Origin of the sequence: Clostridium perfringens ATCC 13124 (assembly GCF_000013285.1) — a bacterium.
Lineage (GTDB): Bacteria > Bacillota > Clostridia > Clostridiales > Clostridiaceae > Sarcina > Sarcina perfringens.
In genome coordinates, this window is the sequence record NC_008261.1 from 3,034,475 (window position 1) to 3,057,835 (window position 23,361).

Genomic DNA, 23,361 nt, shown 5'->3' on the forward strand with positions numbered 1-23,361 from the left:
TTTTATTATAAATAACAAGCTTTTACTAAAATATTCTTTAAATACTTAACTTTTCTTATGTTTAGTTTAAAATCCAACTATTGATACTCCAGGTTGCGTTTTTATCTATTTTCATAAGAGACATATATATTATTGTCTGCTGAAGTATATTTTATACATAAAAACAATTTAAAATTCAAATAAAAATAAGCCATATTATGATTTAAATTTAATAATTTCATAGAATTAATTAAACTAAAATCATAATATGGCTCATTTTAAGATATATTTATCTCATTATATATTATTTACTATTTCCTTGAACTTATCTCCTCTTACTTCAAAGTTTTTAAACATATCAAAACTTGCGCAAGCAGGTGAAAGTGTTATTATATCTCCATTTTCAGCTATTGATTTAGCTATATTTACTACCTCTTCTAAGCTTTCTCCTGAGTATACTGGTACATGAATTCCTTTTTCCTCTTCTAATCTCTTGAAAGCTGCTTTTATTTTTTCTTTAGTTACTCCAAATAATACTATAGCTTTTATTTTTTCATATCCTTCATAAGCTAAAGGCTCAAAAGGTACATGTTTATCGTATCCCCCTGCTAAAAGTATAACTGGTTTTTCAAAAGCTTTTAATCCAGCTAAAGTTCTTGTTGGAGTTGATGCTATAGAATCATTATAATATTTTACTCCATCAACTTCTCTTATGAACTCACATCTATGATGAACTCCTCCAAAAGTTTCTGCTACCTTTTTCATTGATTCTATTGATACTTCATCATAAACAGCTAAGAATGCAGCTAAATAATTCTCTACATTATGCATTCCCTTTATGATTATATCATCTTTTTTACATACTTCTTTACCATGAACATATAACTTTCCATCTTTATAGTATGCATCTTCTCCTGCTGTTTTCTTTGAACTAAATCTAACAACTTTTCCTTTTGCTTCTTTATCTAAATTTTTAGTTATTTCATTTTCATCATTAATTACTAAAAGATCATTTTCTCTTTGATATTTAAAAACATTTTTCTTAGCATCAATATATTCTTGCATATCTTTATGCATATCTAAGTGATTTGGAGTTATATTAGTAACTATTGCTACATCAATTTCAACATCCATAGTCATAAGCTGAAAACTTGATAATTCTAATACAACTTTATCTTCTTCTTTTATTTCTTCTATGTTTGAGAATAATGGAGTACCTATATTTCCTCCTGTCCAAGTTTTATATCCCTCTTGTGATAATAACTTAGACACTATTGTTGTAGTTGTTGTTTTACCATCACTACCAGTTACCCCGTAAACTTTACCTTTACAATATCTTACGAATTCCTCCATCTCTGAAGTAATATATGCGCCTTGATTTTTACATCTTACTAAAGCTTCACTGTCTATTCTCATAGATGGTGTTTTAAATACAACCTCAAATCCAGTTAATCTATCTAAATAACCTTTTCCAAGTTCTAAATTTACTCCTAATATTTCAAATTCTTTTGAAATTCCACCTAACTCCTCAGCTGATTTCATATCAAAAGCAGTTACTTTAGCTCCTAGTTTAACTAAAAACTTTATAAGAGGTATGTTACTTACCCCAATTCCTACAACTGCTACATTTTTTCCCTTTATAAATTCTTTAAACTCATTAAAGTCTCTCTTCATTTTGTGGCCTCCAAAATTTTTACCAATATTAATAATGGTTCTTTATAAATTGTATCCCATTTCTTTCTAATTATAACACTATGGAATTTTCCATTCCATATTATTATAACTTATTCAGAATTCTTCTATTTTGTTCTAGTGATGATTTTCTAAAAATATTCATGTTATAATAAATTATTAATCTATTTTTAACTATATTGTTTAAAAGAGCTTGTTAAATTATAATTATTAATTAATAATTATTTTAGGATAAAAAGAGTAATTTTTAATATCTAAAATCCTTATACCCAGATTAATTAGGAGGATTAATATGAATACTATTATACAAAAAGCAAAAGAAACTCATGAACTTTCAAGAGATGAAATTATAGCATTATTAAAAGATGATTCTATAAATGAAGAACTTTTTAAAGCTGCTGATGAAGTTAGAAAAAAATACCTTGGTGATGAAGTACATTTAAGAGGACTTATAGAATTCACTAACATATGTAAAAGAAACTGTATGTATTGTGGACTTAGAAGAGATAATAAAAATCTTAATAGATATAGACTTTCTCATGAAGAGATTATAGATTTTGCAAAAAAAGCCGTTGGTTATGGATATAAAACTTTAGTTCTTCAAGGCGGTGAAGATGATTATTATACTGTTGAGCGTTTAGTTCCTATAGTTAAAGATCTTAAAGCCTTAGGAGTTGCCTTAACATTAAGTATAGGCGAAAGACCTTTTGAAGAATATGAAGCCTTAAAAAAAGCTGGAGCTGATAGATTCCTTTTAAGAATTGAAACAACAGATAGAGAATTATATGAAGAACTTGATCCAGGTATGAGTCATGAAAATAGAATTCAATGTCTTAAAAACTTAAGAAAACTTGGATATGAAGTTGGAAGTGGATGTCTTGTTGGTCTTCCTGGTCAAAAAATAGAATCCTTAGCTGATGATATTTTATTTTTCAAAGAACTTGATGTAGATATGAATGGTATAGGACCATTTATTCCAAATGAAGATACTCCACTAAAAGATGCTGAAGGTGGACAATTTGAACTAGCCCTAAAAGTAATGGCTATAGTTAGATTACTTTTACCTGATATAAATATTCCTGCTACAACAGCTATGGAAACATTAAATAAACAAGGAAGAGTAATTGCTCTTCAATGTGGAGCAAATGTAGTAATGCCTAACGTTACTGAAGGTGAATATAGAAAACTTTATGCCTTATATCCAGGTAAAATATGTACAGGCGATACACCTGCTCATTGTAGAGGATGTATCTCTGGAAAAATTAGAGGTATAGGGAGAATAGTTTCTGACGGACCTGGATTTAGAGCTAATGGATTTAAACCTAAAACTCGTTAATAAAATGTAATATAAATAATATTTATAAAACTCTAGAACAATTTAGTAAAATCTAAATTAAATTCTAGAGTTTTTTATTTAGAGTCAAATAAGAATTTCTTTTCCTTTACAAACTTAATCTCATTATTAATTAAATGCTTAGCTCTTTTAATTACATAAAAAAACTGTAGGAAAATTTATTTTATATAAACTTCCTACAGCCTTATGAATTATTTAATTCAATATTAAAATTAATTACTTTTTAATTATTTTTACAAAATTCATCTATAGCATGAGCAACCTTTTTACTATTTGCAACTGCCTCAACTACAGTCTTAGGCCCACTTACCACATCTCCTGAAGCAAAAACCCCATTAAGTGTTGTTATTCCCTTTTCGTCAGTTACTACTAAGCCATATTTATCTGTTGAAAGATCTCTACTACTAGATACTATATTAGTTCTAGGAGCCTGACTTATGGCAACTATTATTGAATCACATTTAAATACCCCTTCACTACCTTCTAAGGTTTTAAATGATACTCTTCCATCCTCAGAAATTACTCTTTCTGTTTGTATGTATTTTACTCCATCCTCATAAATCTCTAAAGGAGCTTTATAAAGTTCAAATTTTACGCCATCTTCCTTAGCCTCTTCTATTTCAACCTTAGTAGCTGGCATATCTTCAAAGCTTTTTCTATAAAGCACATATGTATCTGCACCATTTCTCTTTGCAGTTCTAGCAGCATCCATTGCAACATTTCCAGCCCCAATTACAACTACTCTCTCTCCAAGATTATATGATTTTGGTGCTTTTAAATAATCTATAGCATAGTGAACATTGCCTAAAGTTTCTCCCTTAACATTTAAAGTCTTAGGATTCCAAACCCCAGTTGCTATAAATATTGCTTTATAACCATCACTTTTTAACATATCTAAAGTTATAACTGTTCCTATTAAAGTGTTAGGTCTTATTTTAACATTTAATTTAATAAGGGCCTCTTCATATTTATCTATTATATCTCTAGAAAGTCTAAACTCTGGTATTCCATATCTTAATACTCCACCAATTTTATCATTTTCATCAAATATTGTTACTTGATATCCTTTTTTAGCTAATATAAATGCAGCTGTTATTCCCGCAGGACCTCCACCTATTATAGCAATTTTATCTTCTAAAATAGTATCTTGAGTAAGTTCTAGATTATCTAAAAACTCTTCTGATATTTCTCTCTCTATTTCACTAAAGTTTACTGGTGTATCCTTTATTCCTTTTATACAATTCCCCTTACATTGATTTTCATGAGGACATACTATGGAACAAACTACTGATAAAGGATTGTTTTCAAATAAAATTTCCCCAGCCTCTTTTATTTTATCTTCTTTAAATAATCCTATTACCTCTGGAATAGGTGTACTTATTGGGCAATTAGCCTTACATCTTGGATTTTTGCACATTAAGCATCTTAAAGCTTCTTCTTTTAAGTTTTGCTCATTTACTGTCATTTTAATAAACCCCCTGATTTCTTAACAACCTATAAAAATTCTTCATTGTTTCATAATATATTATATTATCAAAATAATTTAATAAAGTCATTTATTTAAAGATTAAATATTTTCCTATAGGAATACATTTAGCATCTGCACCATGTCCAAGGTCTCTTGTTTTTAATATTGGAATATTAATTTCTCCTATAACTCTCTTTAATATTTCTACTATATCAGGCTTTAAATTCTCTCTTTCCATTTCAGTAAACTCACCTAATATTATTCCTTTTACCTCATTAAAAACACCTAAGTTTTTATATTGAGTTATATAAGTTACCATCTTAGCTGAATTTCCACTAAAACTTTCTAAAAACAATATTTTATCTTTAAAATCAGGCATATATTTTGTACCTGCTAATTTTAATAAACATCTTATATTACCACCAACAACTATCCCTTCAAGATGACTTCCATTTATCCATTTATAATCTAAGTTAAATATATCTTCTTTTCCTTCTATAAAAGAAGCCTTAAAATTTTGCATTTGCTCTTCTTTAAATTTACCAATTAAATTTCTTAATTGATAATTATAAGTGGTTATATCACACTGAGAATATATAGCATTAAGCAATACTGTTAAATCACTATATCCAAAGAAAGGTTTAGGATTTTCTTTTATTAAATTAAAGTCTAAAAAATCTAGGACTTCATTAGCTAAATCTCCACCAGAAATATCAAAAATCATTTTTATATCTTTATCTAAAAATAATTTTTCTAAAGCTCTAGATTTTTCTTCTACTGTCCCACTAAAAAGATTATATTCTTTTGCATATAGTGTATCTCCTTCAACCATCTCTATATCTAAACTTTTTAAATTAAGTTTTAATTCCTCTATTATGTTTTTATTTTTTATGCTAAGTCCATTTGAACAGCTTATTACCCCTATTTTATCTCCTTTATTTAAAAAACTCATACTCATAGCAACCTCCCAAATAAAAATAATTATTATATATAATACCACTTATTTTCATAAATTTATCTATTTTAAAATATTATTGATTATAATTATTTTTTCAAATCCTCCAAAATAAATATGCACTTAAAAACTTATGAAAAAGGATGAAGAAAATTCTTCATCCTTAAAATTAAAATTATTTATTTATACTTTCTTTAACTAATTCAAGAACCACTTTTGATATTGTTCCTAAATCTTCAATTTTCATATGTTCCTCTAAAGTATGAGGCTTTCTTTCACCACTTGAAAGATTAACTGCCTTTATGCCATTACAGTTAAAGATATTTGTATCACTTCCACCACCTGAGGCTTTAGTTTCTCCATTTATTCCTAAGTTTTTAAATGCTCTCTTTGCATGTAAAACTATATCTTCATTATCATCTATAACAAAAGCACCATACATTCTATTTACTTCTATATTAACTTCTCCACCAAATTTTTCAGCAGAAGCTTTAAAAGTTTCTACCATGTGTTTTGTTTGAGCATCTAATTTTTCTGTAACTGTACTTCTTGCTTCTGCATCTATTATTACTTCAGGACAAACTACATTATTAGCAACTCCTCCTGAAATTTTTCCTATATTAGCAGTAGTATCTTTATCTACTCTTAAAAGTTTCATGTTTGCTATAGCATCTGAAGCTATGGAAATTGCACTTATTCCATCTTCAGGTGAAACTCCAGCATGTGCAGGTTTTCCCTTTATAGTAACCTTTAAAGTATCATGAGCAGGTCCTATTGTAGTTATAAATCCTGGGTCTCCACTTGTATCAAAAAGGAATGCTTTTTTTGCACTTATTTTTGAATAATCTAAATTTTTAGCTCCTAAAAGACCTGTTTCTTCAGCTATTGTAAATACAACTTCTATATTAGCATGGTCTATGTTGTTTTCTTTTATTACTCTTAAAGCTTCAACTATAGCAGCTATTCCACCTTTATCGTCTCCACCTAATATAGTTGTCCCATCACTATATATAACTCCATCTTTTATTATTGGCTTTATTCCTTTACCAGGTTTAACAGTATCCATATGACATGCAAAAAGAATAGTTTCTCCTTCTACATTACCTTTTAATTTAGCTATTAAGTTTCCTGTATTTGAACCTATTTTTTCTCCACTTTTATCAAATTCAACTTCTAATCCAGCTTCCATTAAATCCTTTTCTAATCTTTTAGCAAAATTACCTTCTTCATAAGTTTCGCTATCTATTTGGATATAATCTAAAAAACTTTCTAAAACTCTTTTTTCATTTATCATAATATTTTAGTCTCCCTTAAAGCATTTTAATAAATTTCATATAAAATTATATCACGAAAAATACATTTGTCCGTAATTGTAAAACAAAATTCATAACTATGTGCTTTAGTACCTTAAAATTATAAATAAAAAAACTTATAAATATATGTAAAGAATATATTTATAAGTTTTTATTTTTGCTTTTAAACTAGAATTCTAAGCTCTTTTCTATTATAGCTCTTACATCTTCTATTTTAACTCTTTGTTGTTCCATGTTATCTCTATCTCTTACAGTTACACATCCATCTTCTAAAGTATCGAAGTCAACTGTTATACAGAATGGAGTTCCTATTTCATCTTGTCTTCTATATCTCTTACCGATACTTCCTGTTTCATCATAATCAACATTGAAGTGTTTGCTTAATTCAGCATATACTTCATCAGCTTTTTCTGATAATTTCTTAGAAAGTGGTAATATAGCAGCCTTAAATGGTGCTAAAGCTGGGTGTAAGTGCATAACTGTTCTTACATCTACTTTTCCATTAGCTCCTTCTAATTCTTCCTCATCATAAGCTTCAACTAAGAATGCTAATGCAACCCTGTCTGCTCCTAATGATGGCTCTATAACATATGGTACATATTTTTCATTTGTTGTTGGGTCTAAGTAAGTCATGTCTTGACCTGAGTGTTCAGCATGCTTATTTAAGTCATAGTCTGTTCTATCAGCTATTCCCCAAAGTTCTCCCCATCCAAATGGGAATAAGTATTCTATATCTGAAGTAGCATTTGAGTAGAAGCTTAATTCTTCTTCTCCATGATCTCTCATTCTTATGTTTTCTTCTTTCATTCCTAAGTTTAATAGGAAGTTCCAACAACTATCTTTCCAGAAGTTGAACCATTCTAAATCAGTTCCTGGTTTACAGAAGAACTCAAGCTCCATTTGTTCGAACTCTCTAGTTCTGAAAGTGAAGTTACCTGGAGTTATTTCATTTCTGAAAGATTTACCAATTTGAGCTATACCAAATGGTACTTTCTTTCTTGTAGTTCTTTGTACTGATTTAAAGTTTACGAATATACCTTGAGCAGTTTCTGGTCTTAAATATACTTCGTTTTTACTGTCTTCAGTTATTCCTTGGAAAGTTTTAAACATTAAGTTGAACTTTCTTATATCTGTGTAGTTTAATTTTCCACATTTAGGACAAACTATGTTATTCTTAGTTATGTAGTCCATTAACTCTTCATTGCTCCATCCATCAGCTGTAGCAACTTCTGCTCCGTTTGCAGTCATATGATCTTCAACTAATTTATCTGCTCTGAATCTAGCTTTACATTCTTTACAATCCATTAGAGGATCTGAGAATCCACCAACGTGACCTGATGCAACCCAAACTTCTCTATTCATTAATATAGCTGAATCTAATCCAACATTATATTTGCTCTCTTGAACAAACTTTTTCCACCAAGCTCTTTTTACGTTATTTTTGAATTCAACTCCTAGTGGGCCGTAATCCCATGAGTTTGCAAGTCCACCGTATATTTCTGAACCTGGGAATATAAATCCTCTGTTTTTACATAAGGCTACTATTTTATCCATAGTTTTTTCTACTGCCATTACAATTACCTCCATTTATATTAAATAACTTATTTTATATTAATTCTTCACTTTATAAAGAACTTTAAACTTCCTTGAGAAATATTTCTAACAGTTTTATTCACTGCTAGAAATACTCATCTAGATTAACAGCCTAAGGGCTTTATATAAATAAAAAAAGCCATTACATTCAAAGGGACGAAATAAAATTCCGCGGTTCCACCCTTTTTAGCAAAAGCTCATCTCTCAAAATAATTGTACTCAAAAGCTCCCTTCATTTTAAACCTTTAATAACTTTCACCAACCGTTATCTCTCTAAAAAAGATTTTAAAATTACTCTTCTTCATCATAGTACATATTTAGTTATACTCTTAATTTTATCAAAACTAAATTATATGTCAATAAAAAAAGAATTTATAAACATACAAAAGCTTATATATTTATAAATTCTTTCTTAATTAATTTTAGATAAAAAAAATGGCTCCTCGGAGAGGACTCGAACCTCCAACCTATCGGTTAACAGCCGAGTGCTCCACCATTGAGCTACCGAGGAACATTTACAAATTTATTATATCATATTTCAAATAAAATACAATAGTTTTTTTAAGTAGATTTTAAAAATAATCTAGAATTTTTTTAAGCTTTTTCTCTTCAAATAAAATAAAAAAATAGAAGTCTACTTTTTAGTAAACTTCTACTTTATATAAACTATTTTTGTGGTTTCATTGTTGGGAATAATATAACGTCTCTTATTGATGAAGAGTCAGTTAAGAACATTATCATTCTGTCTATTCCTATTCCTAATCCACCTGTTGGAGGCATACCAGTTTCTAAAGCACTCATGAATTCTTCATCTAACATGTATGCTTCATCATCTCCGTATTCTCTTTCTCTAGCTTGTTGTTCAAATCTTTCTCTTTGAACTATTGGATCGTTAAGCTCTGAGTATGCGTTACATACTTCTCTACCATATACAAATCCTTCAAATCTCTCAGTAAACATTTCATTTCCTCTTTTCTTTTTAGTAAGAGGTGATATCTCTACTGGATAATCTATTAAGAATGTAGGTTGGATTAATTTATCTTCACCATATTCTTCAAATAACATATTTAGAACTTCACCTTTAGTAACCTTATCTAATGGTTTAGGGAATTCTAAGTTTTTCTCTTTAGCTATAGCTTGAGCTTCTTCATCACTCTTAATTTCGTTGAAATCTATACCAGCAAATTCTTTAACTGCATCAACCATAGTAATTCTTCTCCATGGTGGTGTGAAGTCTATTTCAGTTCCTTCATAAGTAACTTTAGTTGATCCATTTACTTTTTCACAAACATAAGCAATCATGTTTTCCATGATTTCCATCATGTCATTGTAATCAGCATATGCTTCATATAACTCTATAGCAGTGAATTCTGGATTATGTCTTACTGAAACCCCTTCATTTCTGAAGTTTTTACCCATTTCATAAACTTTTTCAAATCCAGCAACTATTAATCTCTTTAAGTATAACTCAGTAGCAATTCTTAAATACATATCTATATCTAAAGCATTGTGGTGAGTTATGAAAGGTCTAGCAGCAGCTCCACCAGCTATTGGTGAAAGAATTGGTGTGTCAACCTCTAAGAATCCTCTATTATCTAAGAATTCTCTTATTGCTTTTACTATTTGTGATCTCTTAATAAAAGTATCTTTAACTTCTGGGTTTGTTATTATATCAACTTCTCTTTGTCTGTATCTTAAGTCTGGGTCTTTTAAACCATGCCATTTTTCTGGTAATGGTTTTAAAGATTTACAGATTAATTCAAATGAAGTTACTTTTACTGAAACTTCACCCATTTTTGTTTTAAATACTTCTCCAGTTGCAGCAACCCAGTCACCTAAATCGAAAGTTTTAAATTCCTTTAAAGCTTCCTCTCCAACGTTATCAATCTTAATAAATAATTGAATTTTTCCTGGTAAATCTGCTAAATCAGCGAATACTACTTTACCTTGACCTCTTTTTGACATAAGTCTTCCAGCAACTTTTACTTCTTTACCTTCTAACTCTTCAAAATTATCTTTTACATCAGCAGAAGAGTGTGTTCTCTCTACCTTGTATACATCAAATGGGTCCTTACCAGCTTCTTGTAATTCAGCAAGCTTTTGTCTTCTTAACATCTCTTGTTCACTTAATTGTTCTTCTGCTTCGTGAATATTTATTTCCTCATTTGACATTTAAAAATCCCTCCATCTATATTATCTATCTTCTTATTCCAAGAACTTCGAACTTAGTAGTTCCTCCTGGTACTTCTATCTCTACAACATCTCCAACTTTTTTACCCATTAACCCTTCACCAACTGGTGATTCATTTGATATCTTAAAGTTCATTGGATCTGCTTCTGCTGAACCAACTATTGAATACTCAACTTCTTCATCAAAATCAAAGTCCATAACCTTAACGATTGATCCAACTGTAACTATATCTGTTGATATTTCTGACTCATCAACAACAACAGCGTTTTTAAGCATGTTTTCTAATTGAATTATTCTTCCTTCAGTGAAAGCTTGCTCATTTTTAGCTTCATCATATTCTGAGTTCTCACTTAAATCTCCGTATCCTAAAGCAACTTTTATCTTTTCAGTTATTTCTTTTCTTTTTACTGTTTTAAGATATTCTAATTCATCTTCTAATTTTTTAACACCTTCATATGTCATTATATGTTTCTTTTCGCTCATTTTCTTTCTCCCCTTTGAACATATTATTATAATATCATATTTAAACTTAACCTGTTAATATACAATTCATAAAAACTTTAAGATTATTAAGCCTAATTATTCAAATTATTATAATTCCTAAAGATTATTATGTCAAACTATATATTATATAAGATAGAATACACTAAATAAAAAATCATTATTTAGCTTTAATTCTCACCTTTATTTGTATAAATTAAACATCTAATATTTTACTGATGCTTTATTATATCCAGTTATATCCCCATTTATGATAAATATTATAAATCATTTTTCATTAAATATTCTTTATACTCATTAAGGATACCCATAATCTTCTCTGGATCAGCTTCTAAATTAAGCCTATTCTTAACTTCAGTACAATTATTTAATCCTTTTATATACCAAGCTGCATGTTTTCTCATTTCTCTTACAGCCTTATACTCTCCATCATATTTAAGTGATAAATTATAGTGTCTTATACACATATCTATTTTTTCTTCTGGAGTAGGCATATAAACCTCTTCTCCATTTAATTTCTGAACTATTTGCTTGAAGATCCATGGGTTTCCCATACTTCCTCTTGCAACCATAATTCCATCACAGTTAGTTTGATTTTTAAGACTTAAAGCATCCTCCGCAGTAAATACATCTCCATTTCCTATAACAGGAATATTAACTGCTTCCTTTACTTGTCTTATTATATCCCAGTTAGCTTTTCCTTCATACATTTGAGCCCTAGTTCTTCCATGTACAGCAATGGCATCTACTCCTGCTTCTTCCATGATTTTAGCAAACTCAACAGCATTTATATTTTCTTCATCAAAACCCATTCTAAACTTAACTGTTACAGGCTTTGTTGCAACTTTTTTTATGCTACTCATGATCTCATAAGCTAATTTAGGATTTTTCATTAAGGCTGAACCTTCACCATTTTTTACTATCTTAGGTGCAGGACATCCCATATTCACATCTATTATACATATATCATCATTTGTATTAAAATGCTTCTCAGTGACATAAGCCATTATCTCTGGATCATTTCCAAACATCTGACAAGATACCGGTTTTTCTTCATCTGCAATTCTCATTAATTCTTTTGTATTTTCACTCCCATAGTACAATGCCTTTGCACTAACCATTTCAGTGCAAACAATTCCTGCACCCATCTCTTTACATAATCCCCTAAAAGATATATCTGTAACCCCTGCCATAGGTGCTAAGAAAACATTATTTTCTAAAACTATGTTTGATATTTTCATTACTTTCTACTCCTTGTTTTTTTCGTAAAGAATCTTAAGCCCTTCTAAAGTTAATTTACGATCTACTTCATCAATTACATCCGTTTCGCTATAAACAAGTTTAGCTAGCCCTCCTGTAGCTAATACAAATGGTTCCTTTTCTCCTAAGTCCATCATTTCCTTTTTCATACGTTTAACTATATATTCAACTTTTCCAATATATCCATAAATTATTCCAGCTTGCATACTTGTAACTGTATTTTTACAAATTACACTCTTTGGTTTTTCAAGTTCTATTCTTGGAAGCTTTGCAGCTCTCTCAAATAAAGCATCTGCTGAAATTTGAATTCCTGGGCATATATTTCCACCTAAATAATCTCCCTTTTCAGTAATGGCACAGAATGTTGTTGCTGTTCCAAAATCTATTATTATCATAGGTTTTTTATGCTTTTCAAAAGCAGCTACAGCATTTACTATTCTATCTGCTCCAACCTCTTTAGGATTATCATATTTTATATTAATTCCAGTTTTTATTCCAGGCCCTACTACAATAGGTTCTTTGCAGAAACATTTTCTAACCATGTTTTCTAAAGAATGCATTATATTAGGAACTACTGAAGAAATTATTATTCCTTCAACCTCTTCTGGATTTAATTTTGCTTGATTAAATAGTTGCATAACTTGTATTGAATATTCATCTGATGTTTTCTTAGAATCTGTAGATATTCTCCATGATGCTATGTATTTTTCATTATCATGAATCCCTAAAACTATATTTGTATTACCTACATCTATTAATAAAATCATGTGTTTTACACCACCTTAATATAATTAAAGACAGCTAATAAAGCTGTCCGGAAAATACCATGTACCCTTTATATAACAATATTAATTTTAACAACTACTATACATTTGTCAAGCAATTACAATTACTAGTTTTTAAATAAAAAAAGGCTTATATGACTATTTTTTTAACAGTGTCATATAAGCCTCAAAATTATCTAAACATTTAGAATAATCCTACTATTTCTCCATTGTCTTTTATATCCATTCTATTAGCAGCAGGAACTTTAGGTAAACCTGGCATTGTCATAACATCCCCTGTTAAAACAACTATGAATCCAGCTCCATTTGAAACTCTAACCTCTCTAACAGTTATATCAAAGTTTTCAGGTCTTCCTAAAAGACTTGGATTATCTGATAATGAATACTGTGTCTTAGCCATACATATTGGAAGCTTATCTAAATTAAATTTCTCAATTTCAGCTATTTGTTTAAGAGCTTGAGGAGTATAGTTTACTCCTTTTCCACCATATATAGTTTGAACTATTTTTAATATTTTATCATTTATTGATTCTTCTGAATCGTAAATCATCTTAAAGTTTGAAGGCTCAGTTTCCATTGTTTTTATAACTTTATTAGCTAAATCAATTCCGCCTTCTCCACCTTTTTCCCATACTTCTGTTAAGCTAACCTCTACTCCTATATTTTTGCAGAAGTCTTCTATAGCTTTAACCTCTTCATCTGAATCAGTTATAAACTTATTTATAGCAACAACAACTGGTACTCCATAAGCTTTTATATTTTCTATTTGCTTTTCTAAGTTTTTCATTCCTTTATTTAAAGCATCTACATTTGATATGTTTAATTCATCTTTCTTTACGCCACCGTGATGTTTTAAAGCTCTTATAGTAGCTACTAAAACTACACAATCAGGATTTAAATTTCCGTATCTACATTTTATATCTAAGAATTTTTCTGCACCTAAATCCGCTCCAAAGCCAGCCTCTGTTATAGTTATATCACTCATTTTTAAAGCTGTCTTAGTTGCTATTATTGAATTACATCCATGAGCTATATTGGCAAATGGTCCACCATGAATTATTGCTGGAGTATTTTCTAAAGTTTGAACAAGGTTAGGTTTTATAGCATCTTTCATAAGTAAAGCCATAGCTCCTTGAACTTCTAATTCCTTAGCATAAACAGGCTCTCCATCTAAGTTATATGCAATTAAGATATTTCCCATTCTCTCTTTTAAGTCTTCTAAATCACTAGCCATACATAATATAGCCATTATTTCTGATGCAACAGTGATCATAAATCCATCTTCTCTTAAGAATCCGTTTATTTTACCACCCATTCCAACAACTATATTTCTTAAGGCTCTATCATTCATATCCATAACTCTTTTAAATACAATTCTTCTTGAATCTATTCTTAATAAATTACCTTGATGAATATGGTTATCTATAGCTGCACATAAAAGATTATTAGCTGAAGTTATTGCATGCATATCCCCTGTAAAATGAAGATTTATATCTTCCATAGGAACTACTTGAGCATATCCACCACCAGCTGCTCCACCTTTTATTCCAAATACAGGTCCTAATGATGGCTCTCTTAAGGCTATAACAGTATTTTTTCCTATTTTATTTAACGCTTGTCCTAATCCTACTGTAACAGTAGATTTTCCCTCTCCTGCTGGCGTTGGATTTATGGCTGTAACTAAAACAAGCTTACCATCCTTATTATTTTCTAGTTTTTTTATTGCATCTAAAGATATCTTACATTTATATTTTCCATAAAGCTCAATATCATCTTCTCCAAGACCTATTTTTTTAGCAATATTTATTATTGGCTCCATTTTAGCACTTTGTGCTATTTCAATATCATTTTTCATAATTCCGCACCTCATTCCAAAGTAATCTACTTAATATTATACCCATAATTTATTAAAAAACAAAGAGTTTTATCGAACATTTTTATGTATTTTATAAAAATTGTTCGTATTATTAAAATATCTTTAGTGAAATTATAATATAAAATAATTCTTAATTAAATAATAATTATAAAAAAAGAGGTACTTAAGTACCTCTTTTAACTATGAGTTTTTAAATATTTCTCTAAACTCATCACCATCAATTTTTTCTTTTTGAAGTAACACATCAGTTACTGCATTTAATTTACTTATATTTTCTCTTAATATAGATTCTGCTCTATTATAAGCTTCATCAATTAATTTCTTGATTTCTTCATCTATTTTAGCGCTAGTTTCTTCACTTATGTTACTACTCTTTCCAATGTCTCTACCTAAGAATACTTCGCCACCATCGCTATTACCAAATGATATAGGTCCAATAACATCACTCATTCCATATTCCATAACCATACTTCTAGCAATGTGACTAGCTCTATCTATATCATTTTTAGCACCGGCACTTATATCTCCAATAACTAATTTCTCAGCCACTCTTCCACCTAAAAGTTCAACCATCTTATCCTTAAGTTGTTTCTTAGATGTGTGAGTTCTATCTTCCTCTGGTAAATTCATTGTGTATCCTGCAGCCATTCCTCTTTGAATTATACTTATTTCATGAACTGGATCTGCATACTCTAGAACATTACTTACAACAGCGTGACCAGATTCGTGAACTGCAGTGATTCTTCTATCATATTCACTAACAACTCTACTCTTCTTCTCTGGCCCAGCTATCACTCTTGTTATAGCCTCTTCAATGTCTGCCATATCTATGCTACTTTTGCCACCTCTAACTGCTAATAATGCAGCTTCGTTAGTTAAGTTTTCAAGATCTGCACCACTAAATCCTGGTGTCATTTTAGCTAAAACTTTTAAATCTACATCTTCTGATAGATGTTTATTTCTTGTATGAACTTTTAGTACTTCTTCTCTACCCTTAACATCAGGTGCACCTACTAAAATTCTTCTATCAAATCTTCCTGGTCTTAATAATGCTGGATCTAATATATCTGGTCTATTTGTAGCAGCTATCATAATTATTCCTTCATTAACTCCAAAACCGTCCATCTCAACTAGTAATTGGTTTAATGTTTGTTCTCTTTCATCATGACCGCCACCAAGTCCAGCACCTCTTTGTCTACCAACAGCATCGATTTCGTCTATGAATATAATACATGGAGCATTTTTCTTAGCTTGCTCAAATAAATCTCTTACTCTTGAAGCACCAACTCCAACAAACATTTCAACGAAATCTGAACCTGATATACTAAAGAAAGGAACACCAGCTTCTCCTGCTATAGCTTTTGCAAGAAGTGTCTTACCTGTTCCTGGAGGCCCTACTAAAAGAACTCCTTTAGGTATTCTTGCTCCCATTTCTATATATCTCTTAGGTTGTTTTAAGAAATCAACAATTTCTTCTAATTCACCTTTTTCTTCATCAGCTCCAGCGACATCTTTGAACGTAACTTTCTTTCCGTCTAAATTAGCCATCTTAGCTTTACTTTTACCGAAATTCATTACCCCTCTATTTCCACCACTGTTTTGAGCTTGCTGTGTGAACATAAATAAACCAAAGAATATCACACCTATTATAAGTATTGTTGGAAGGAAACTAATCCAAATACCCACATTATTAGGCGGAGTATACTTTATTACAGTTTCTACCCCTTGAGTCTCTTGTAAAAGATTGTCTAACATCTTATTTGAAACATATGAAGTAAACCTCTTACCATCTTTAAAAACCCCATCAACTGACATTTTATCTTCTTTTATGGTCATTGTTTCAATTTTATTTTCTACATATGCTTCTTTAAATTCAGTATATGATATTACTTTTCCTTGAGTTCCATTTCTATAAAAAGCAAATGCAAACATAAGCACTACAGCAAAAATAGCTATATAAGTAATCATACTTTGTAATTTTTTCATCTCTATGCCCCCCTCTCTGACCATCATTTTTAATGAATTTTAACATAAGAAATAGTATTTTACAATATTTTGAATTACTTATTATAAATTTCTTCTTTTAAAGCACCGATGAATGGTAAGTTTCTATATTTTTCAGCATAGTCTATTCCATATCCAACTATGAATTCATCTGGTACATCAAATCCTTTGTATTTTGCTGAAACATTTGAAGTTCTTCTAGCCTCTTTATCTAATAGAGCAACTATTTCTATACTTGCTGCCTTTCTAGCTTTTAAATATTCTAAAAGATAGCTTAAAGTTGTTCCTGTATCAACTATATCTTCAACTATAAGAACATGCTTATTTTCTATATCACTATCTAAGTCTTTTAATATTCTAACAACTCCTGAAGTTTGAGCTGAGTTGCCATAACTTGAAACAGCCATAAAATCTATTTCACATGGTATGGTTATATTTTTAATAAGGTCTGAAGTAAATAATACTGAACCTTTTAATATACCAACAACTAATAAATCTTTTCCAGCATAATCTTTACTAATTTCTTCAGCCATCTCTTTTACACGTTTAGCTAATTGTTCTTCTGAATATAAAACTTTTTTAACATCATCTTTTATGTCTCTTATCATAATTAATTTTCCTTTCCTTTAAAAGTAATTTTAATTACCTTTTTAGTTTTATTTGTAACTTTAAATGTTTCACTAACATTAGATCCTACAATCCATGCTATTTCATTATTAAATAGCACTAAGGGTATAAAATCTCTTTCTTCTTTAGGTATTTTATTATTTATAAATATATCTTTTAGCTTTTTGCTACTCTTCATTCCTAAAGGAATTATTTTATCTCCATTTTGTCTAAATCTAATATCTATATTGGAAATTTTATCATAATCAAAAGACTTTATAAATCTATCTTTTGAAAATTTTTCACCTTTTTTTAAATCTTCTACTATTAATTCATAATTTCCTAAAATATCATCTTCTATTACAACTTTTTGATTTTTATCTAGTTCATCTTTAATATTTTCTAAATTTAAAACTTTATTCTCTTTAGCCTTTTTGCTATCTACTAATTTTATTCTTATATCTCCATATTCATTTAAAGCAATTACCCCATTAGTTATGTTAATTTGCTTTCCTGTCCCTTTATCTTTTAAGGCAATTATGTCCTGTATATGTTTTAATTCAAAGTTATTATGTTTAGAACTTACTTCAAATAATGCCTTTTTTATTATTCTTGTTAATAGAGCTTCCTTTTCATTAAAGGCTTCTTCTTTAATAAGAATGCTGTGATTTTCCTTTATACAAAGTTTAGGAAATCTCTTTTCCACTTCTTCTTGTATAAACTCTACATCCTTACTACAGCTATAAGCTAATCTATTTAAAGTAGCAACTATATCAGGATTAAAATTCTCTTCTATAAATGGTATTGCCTTAAGCCTTATTTTATTTCTAGAATATATTTCTTCTAAATTAGTTTCATCTATTCTAGGATTCAAATTATTTATTTCACAGTATTCTTCTATTTCTTTTCTTCTTAAAATCAATATAGGTCTTATGAAAATACCATCTCTAACTGGTTTAATTCCAACTAATCCTTCTATACCAGTTCCTCTTAAAGCTCTCATAATAAGAGTTTCTGCTTGATCATTAGCATTGTGTGCTATAGCTATTTTATCTAATGAATATTCATTTTTTAGTTCTTCAAAGAATTTATATCTCTCTTCTCTTCCAGCCATTTCTGTAGAAATGTTTTGTTCTTCACTTATCTTGTTTATATCTACTCTTTTTACAAAACATTTTATATTTAAATTCTTACAAAGTTCTTCTACATAAGCTTCATCTTTTAAAGCACTTTCTCCTCTTAAACAATGATTCACATGGGCTGCATATACTTCTATGTGTAATAATTCCCTAAGTTCACTTAAAATATGTAGTAAACATACTGAGTCTGGACCACCTGATAAAGCTACTAAAACCTTATCTCCATTTTTAATCATGGAGTTTTCCTTTATAAAATCTATAACCTTTTTCTTCATTGTAACTCACTCCATAAATATTATATTTTGCCCTAATATTATAACACATAAAAAATCCCTTATGTTCTTAAAAAAGTTCGTATAATTAATTTTAAATAATAAATTTAATTATTTACTTAAAAATAAAAGAAAGTGCATAAGAACTTTTCTTTTAAGTAAAATCTACACACAAAACAATTTATAGATTTTATTTAGTTCTTATACACTCTCCTTTTCTTAATTTATTGCAAAAACCTTAGATACAACTACTGTCATATCATCCTTAGCCTTTCCTCCACTTAATTCCTTTGCTTTTTCTAAAATAGCTATTGATAAATCCTTAGGTTGTCTATACTTAGTATTCTTTAAAAATTCAATTAACCATGTAGTATCAAAACTTCCATCATTTTTAACATCTAAAATACCATCACTTATACTAACTATTACATCCCCATTACTTACTTGCTTTTCAACAGTATCTACATCTGGTTCTTCTAAGACACCAAAGGGAAGTGTATTTGAATTTATAACTTCTACTTTATTTCCTCTCTTTATAAAGCTTTCTATAGCTCCAACTTTCATAAACTTAGCATTTCCAGTATATAAGTCTATCTTATTCATATCTAATGTAGAAAACTTTTCATCTTCACTAAACTTTATACTCATAATTGCATTAACTGCATCAATAGCTATTTTTTCATCAAAACCAACTTCCATAAATTTTTCTATTATTTCTACTGAAACTTTACTTTCAAGTCCTGCTTCAGGTCCTGATCCCATGCCATCTGATATTACAGTTATATAATTACCATCCTTTGTTCTACCATATGAATATGAATCTCCAGTGAATTTTTCTCCCTCTTTAGTAGCAACTGCTACATGGGAATTAATATGATATTTAGGCGCTTCTTCAATAACAATCTCACACATATTATTTTTGCTATTTATATTACACCCTTCACTTCCAATACTCATATTTTTTCCTATGGTCTCGCTTATTATAGGAAGAACTGTTTTTATACATGTTTGAGATCCCATACAATTTTCCATTTGCATCTTAATTTTAATTCTTCCATTTTTATCGTTATAACATATTAAGCTTCCAAAATTAATGCCATACTTTAAAAGAGATTTTTTTATGCTTTTCTCTACATCAGTACATAGATGCAGTTCATTTCCAAACTCGTCAACTATTTCACTAATTGTAACTGACATATTGTTTATATGATTAGATAAGATTTTTCTTCCCTCTCCTAATCTACTCTTTAAGGTTTCATTTACCATATAGATATTCATTATGTCCTCTAAATTTTTAACTAGAGCATATTTCTTTATGCACTTTTTCTCAAGCTCATGAGGAAAAGCACCTGAATTATTTTCATAATTTCTTATTAAATCTGAAAAAGCATTATAAGTTTGATGAAGCTCTCTCTTCCAACACATATATCTCATATCACAGTCACTACAAGTTCTATCTGATAAATTTTCAACCAATGCATTACCCTTATTTTTTATAGCTAATTTATCATTACCAACTAGATTATTTAGTGACTTACCCATTATAGATAAAACTTCAGTAAAATCTTTTAATCTTTCAGTTAACTCATCCTTAATCTCAGCAAATCTAACTTCACTAAAATGACCAACCTTTTTATCCTTGTTTATCTCTAAAGAAATTTTATTGTATATTTTTTTAGGAATTAAAAGAAATATTCCTGTTCCAACTAAGGCTTCTATAAATGAAATATTATTAAAAACTCCAGAATATAAAGTTACTATTATAAAAATTATGTTAAATGATAAGGCTGTAAAAAGCTTTCCTGACTCTCTAAATATCCCTGCAACTAAGCCACAAGCTCCATAAATAGCTATGCTCTCCATAAGATTCCCTGTGGCAAAACCTAATATTATGCCCATAGTTATACCTGCTCCAGCACCCATATTTGTATCTGAAATAAAGGCTAAAACTATAATAAAAAGTATAGCTGCTATATTTCTAAAACTAATATCATTTAGTGATAGAGTTCCAATTCCAACTATTAATAAACATATAAATAGTTCTATACTTACAATTTCATCTATTGAGAAAAAATGTTGAGTATTTATTTCTTCTATGCACTTTAATGTATAGCTCACAACATAATATATAGGAAAAACTAAGGCTGTCACTGAAATCGCACCTATTAAGTGTAAAATTATATCTGAACTTCCTACTAAAACTCCATAAACAAACAATCCTGAAAATACAATAATAAAACTTGCTATATTTCTAGCCTTTTTATTTAGTTTACTCATAGAAATTATGGTAACTATAGTTGATATTATTATGTAAGCCGAAAAGTTGCTAACCTTATTAAACAAGGTAATATACCCTAATATAACTCCTAAACTTGATGATAATATATATTTTCTTTCATAATTTGTTATTGCAATTAAATATGCTAATCCAAATGGAGCTAATACTTGAACTACTCCAAAAGTCATATCTAAATACACTCTACTTATTAAAAGACCTGCAACCATAGCCATAATAAGCCCAATGCTAGAAGCTTCTATTTTCATATTATTTTTTACATTTTCTGAATCCTTTGCTCTTTTGTAATTATCAATTTTAACTCCATATTGCATATTTATCCTCCTAACCTTCTATCTTTATCAACATTATAGCAAGATTTACAGGAAAAATTTGTAAATATATAGATTAAGCTTTTATTTTTTTAAGACATAATAAAACAAAAATTTTATGGAATTTATCTTTTTTATATAAGATTTATAATTTAATTACCATTTAATTGGAAATAAATGAACTGACATGAATTTTAAGAAATATATTATCTTTTTTAGACTTTACTAAAAACACTTTTTGTTGAATAAAGTATGTTTTTATCTACAAAAAAGATAATTATATATTAAAGAAAAATAAAAAACTCATCTTATTTTAAGATGAGTTTTGGTGCCGAAGACCGGAATCGAACCGGTACGATGTGTTAGCATCGCAGGATTTTAAGTCCTGTGCGTCTGCCAGTTCCGCCACTTCGGCATATATTAAGTTTAAATGGTAGCGGGAACAAGATTCGAACTTGCGACCCTTCGGGTATGAACCGAATGCTCTAGCCAGCTGAGCTATCCCGCCATGTGGTTGCGGGGGCAGGACTTGAACCTACGACCTTCGGGTTATGAGCCCGACGAGCTACCAGCTGCTCCACCCCGCGATATTATTGGTGCCGAAGACCGGAATCGAACCGGTACGATGTGTTAGCATCGCAGGATTTTAAGTCCTGTGCGTCTGCCAGTTCCGCCACTTCGGCATATATTAAGTTTAAATGGTAGCGGGAACAAGATTCGAACTTGCGACCCTTCGGGTATGAACCGAATGCTCTAGCCAGCTGAGCTATCCCGCCATGTGGTTGCGGGGGCAGGACTTGAACCTACGACCTTCGGGTTATGAGCCCGACGAGCTACCAGCTGCTCCACCCCGCGATGTTGTGGTGCCGAAGACCGGAATCGAACCGGTACGGTGTGTTAGCACCGCAGGATTTTAAGTCCTGTGCGTCTGCCAGTTCCGCCACTTCGGCATGTCATCGTGTTTCCCAACGACAAGATTTATTATACATAAGCACAAGCATACTGTCAACATATTTTTTAAAGTTTTTTATAAAATTTATTATAAATATTAATAAACCCTCATGAAATCTAAGGTTTAGTTAAAAAAAATCATAAAAAAACTCCATAATCTCATATGATTTTTTAGAAAAAACTAAAAAACATAAAAAAAATTAAGCTTAAAAATAATTAAAATAAAGAAATATTTTTATTATAATCTATATTTTATTATTGAAATTCTATTTTAAATAAGTATTAAATTCTACAAAGATAAAATATAAAAGCTAAATTTAAAATCCCTTAGATATGCTCCAAGGGATTTTAAGAAATATTATATTGATTTTCTTTTTCTTTGTTTTACATCTTGATGTTTTTTTACATCTTGAAGTCTTTCTTCACTATCCTTTAAAAACTTTGACATTATATCTTCAAAGTTTTGTTTTGGCTTAGCTTTCTTTTCATTATTCCAATCAAAATCTGCAGGTTTAACAGATTTCTTCTTTGGTGGCATAGCTTGCTTTATTGATAAGCTTATTTTGCCTTTATCATCAACTGATATTACTTTCACTTTAACTTTGTCATCTTCTTTAAGATGCTCTCTTATATCTTTAACATAAGTATCTGCTACTTCAGATATATGAACTAAACCTGTCTTTCCTTCCACTTCAACAAACGCACCAAAGTTTGTGATGTTAATTATTCTACCCTCTAATATGTTTCCTGCCATTAAGGTCATGTTTAAAAGTTTCCTCCTTAAATTTATAAATAAAATATATGTTATTTTTAAT

16 protein-coding genes, 8 tRNA genes and 1 other annotated feature are annotated in these 23,361 nt (G+C 29.6%); of the genes, 1 reads left to right on the top strand and 23 read right to left on the bottom strand.

Annotated features, from left to right (window positions below; translation table 11 throughout):
* Positions 1-276: 276 nt before the first annotated feature.
* Positions 277-1,653 carry a UDP-N-acetylmuramoyl-L-alanine--D-glutamate ligase gene (gene murD, locus CPF_RS13560; RefSeq protein ID WP_003470204.1) on the bottom strand — a complete coding sequence of 459 codons (1,377 nt, stop codon included), beginning with the start codon at positions 1,651-1,653 and terminating at the stop codon, positions 277-279.
* Positions 1,654-1,963: 310 nt separating this feature from the next.
* Between murD and hydE the strand changes: the two genes are divergently transcribed.
* Positions 1,964-3,007: a [FeFe] hydrogenase H-cluster radical SAM maturase HydE gene (hydE, locus tag CPF_RS13565; protein WP_003450326.1), complete on the top strand. Its 1,044-nt coding sequence runs from the start codon at positions 1,964-1,966 to the stop codon at positions 3,005-3,007.
* A 241-nt stretch (positions 3,008-3,248) separates the two neighbouring features.
* Here hydE and CPF_RS13570 read toward each other — a convergent pair whose 3' ends face one another.
* The 22 genes from CPF_RS13570 to CPF_RS13675 form a co-directional block, all read right to left on the bottom strand.
* A complete protein-coding gene (locus CPF_RS13570; RefSeq protein WP_011010917.1) occupies positions 3,249-4,490 on the bottom strand; it encodes an NAD(P)-dependent oxidoreductase in 1,242 nt (413 codons plus the stop codon).
* A gap of 91 nt (positions 4,491-4,581) precedes the next feature.
* Positions 4,582-5,451 carry a S66 family peptidase gene (locus CPF_RS13575; RefSeq protein ID WP_011591139.1) on the bottom strand — a complete coding sequence of 290 codons (870 nt, stop codon included), beginning with the start codon at positions 5,449-5,451 and terminating at the stop codon, positions 4,582-4,584.
* Positions 5,452-5,623: 172 nt separating this feature from the next.
* Positions 5,624-6,742 (bottom strand): M20/M25/M40 family metallo-hydrolase, encoded by a 1,119-nt coding sequence (locus CPF_RS13580; protein WP_003470196.1) that lies wholly within the window; start codon positions 6,740-6,742, stop codon positions 5,624-5,626.
* A gap of 187 nt (positions 6,743-6,929) precedes the next feature.
* Positions 6,930-8,333: a glycine--tRNA ligase gene (locus CPF_RS13585; RefSeq protein ID WP_003450306.1), complete on the bottom strand. Its 1,404-nt coding sequence runs from the start codon at positions 8,331-8,333 to the stop codon at positions 6,930-6,932.
* Positions 8,334-8,503: 170 nt separating this feature from the next.
* Positions 8,504-8,671 (bottom strand) — a binding site (T-box leader).
* Positions 8,672-8,790: 119 nt separating this feature from the next.
* A tRNA-Asn gene (locus tag CPF_RS13590) sits at positions 8,791-8,865 on the bottom strand.
* Between the two features lie 155 nt (positions 8,866-9,020).
* A complete protein-coding gene (lysS, locus tag CPF_RS13595) occupies positions 9,021-10,526 on the bottom strand; it encodes a lysine--tRNA ligase (RefSeq protein WP_011591140.1) in 1,506 nt (501 codons plus the stop codon).
* Between the two features lie 25 nt (positions 10,527-10,551).
* Complete coding sequence (gene greA, locus CPF_RS13600; protein WP_003450338.1) at positions 10,552-11,028, bottom strand: transcription elongation factor GreA; 477 nt, start codon at positions 11,026-11,028, stop codon at positions 10,552-10,554.
* 278 nt (positions 11,029-11,306) lie between these two features.
* Positions 11,307-12,287, bottom strand: coding sequence for a tRNA dihydrouridine synthase DusB (dusB, locus tag CPF_RS13605; RefSeq protein ID WP_003459360.1), 981 nt, complete (start codon positions 12,285-12,287; stop codon positions 11,307-11,309).
* 6 nt (positions 12,288-12,293) lie between these two features.
* Positions 12,294-13,073 carry a type III pantothenate kinase gene (locus tag CPF_RS13610; protein WP_003450343.1) on the bottom strand — a complete coding sequence of 260 codons (780 nt, stop codon included), beginning with the start codon at positions 13,071-13,073 and terminating at the stop codon, positions 12,294-12,296.
* A 202-nt stretch (positions 13,074-13,275) separates the two neighbouring features.
* Complete coding sequence (locus CPF_RS13615; RefSeq protein WP_003470195.1) at positions 13,276-14,946, bottom strand: formate--tetrahydrofolate ligase; 1,671 nt, start codon at positions 14,944-14,946, stop codon at positions 13,276-13,278.
* A 201-nt stretch (positions 14,947-15,147) separates the two neighbouring features.
* Positions 15,148-16,953: an ATP-dependent zinc metalloprotease FtsH gene (gene ftsH, locus CPF_RS13620; protein WP_011591141.1), complete on the bottom strand. Its 1,806-nt coding sequence runs from the start codon at positions 16,951-16,953 to the stop codon at positions 15,148-15,150.
* Positions 16,954-17,027: 74 nt separating this feature from the next.
* Positions 17,028-17,579, bottom strand: a complete 552-nt coding sequence (gene hpt, locus CPF_RS13625; RefSeq protein WP_003450331.1) for a hypoxanthine phosphoribosyltransferase — start codon at positions 17,577-17,579, stop codon at positions 17,028-17,030.
* Between the two features lie 2 nt (positions 17,580-17,581).
* Positions 17,582-18,991, bottom strand: coding sequence for a tRNA lysidine(34) synthetase TilS (tilS, locus tag CPF_RS13630; RefSeq protein WP_003479285.1), 1,410 nt, complete (start codon positions 18,989-18,991; stop codon positions 17,582-17,584).
* A 216-nt stretch (positions 18,992-19,207) separates the two neighbouring features.
* Complete coding sequence (spoIIE, locus tag CPF_RS13635) at positions 19,208-21,598, bottom strand: stage II sporulation protein E (protein ID WP_011591142.1); 2,391 nt, start codon at positions 21,596-21,598, stop codon at positions 19,208-19,210.
* Positions 21,599-21,921: 323 nt separating this feature from the next.
* A tRNA-Leu gene (locus CPF_RS13640) sits at positions 21,922-22,010 on the bottom strand.
* Positions 22,011-22,026: 16 nt separating this feature from the next.
* Positions 22,027-22,103 (bottom strand) — tRNA-Met (locus CPF_RS13645).
* Between the two features lie 3 nt (positions 22,104-22,106).
* Positions 22,107-22,182: transfer RNA gene (locus CPF_RS13650), tRNA-Met, on the bottom strand.
* 7 nt (positions 22,183-22,189) lie between these two features.
* Positions 22,190-22,278 (bottom strand) — tRNA-Leu (locus CPF_RS13655).
* A 16-nt stretch (positions 22,279-22,294) separates the two neighbouring features.
* Positions 22,295-22,371 (bottom strand) — tRNA-Met (locus CPF_RS13660).
* 3 nt (positions 22,372-22,374) lie between these two features.
* Positions 22,375-22,450: transfer RNA gene (locus CPF_RS13665), tRNA-Met, on the bottom strand.
* Positions 22,451-22,456: 6 nt separating this feature from the next.
* Positions 22,457-22,545 (bottom strand) — tRNA-Leu (locus CPF_RS13670).
* A 359-nt stretch (positions 22,546-22,904) separates the two neighbouring features.
* Positions 22,905-23,309, bottom strand: coding sequence for a S1 domain-containing RNA-binding protein (locus tag CPF_RS13675; RefSeq protein WP_003450336.1), 405 nt, complete (start codon positions 23,307-23,309; stop codon positions 22,905-22,907).
* Positions 23,310-23,361 lie beyond the last annotated feature (52 nt).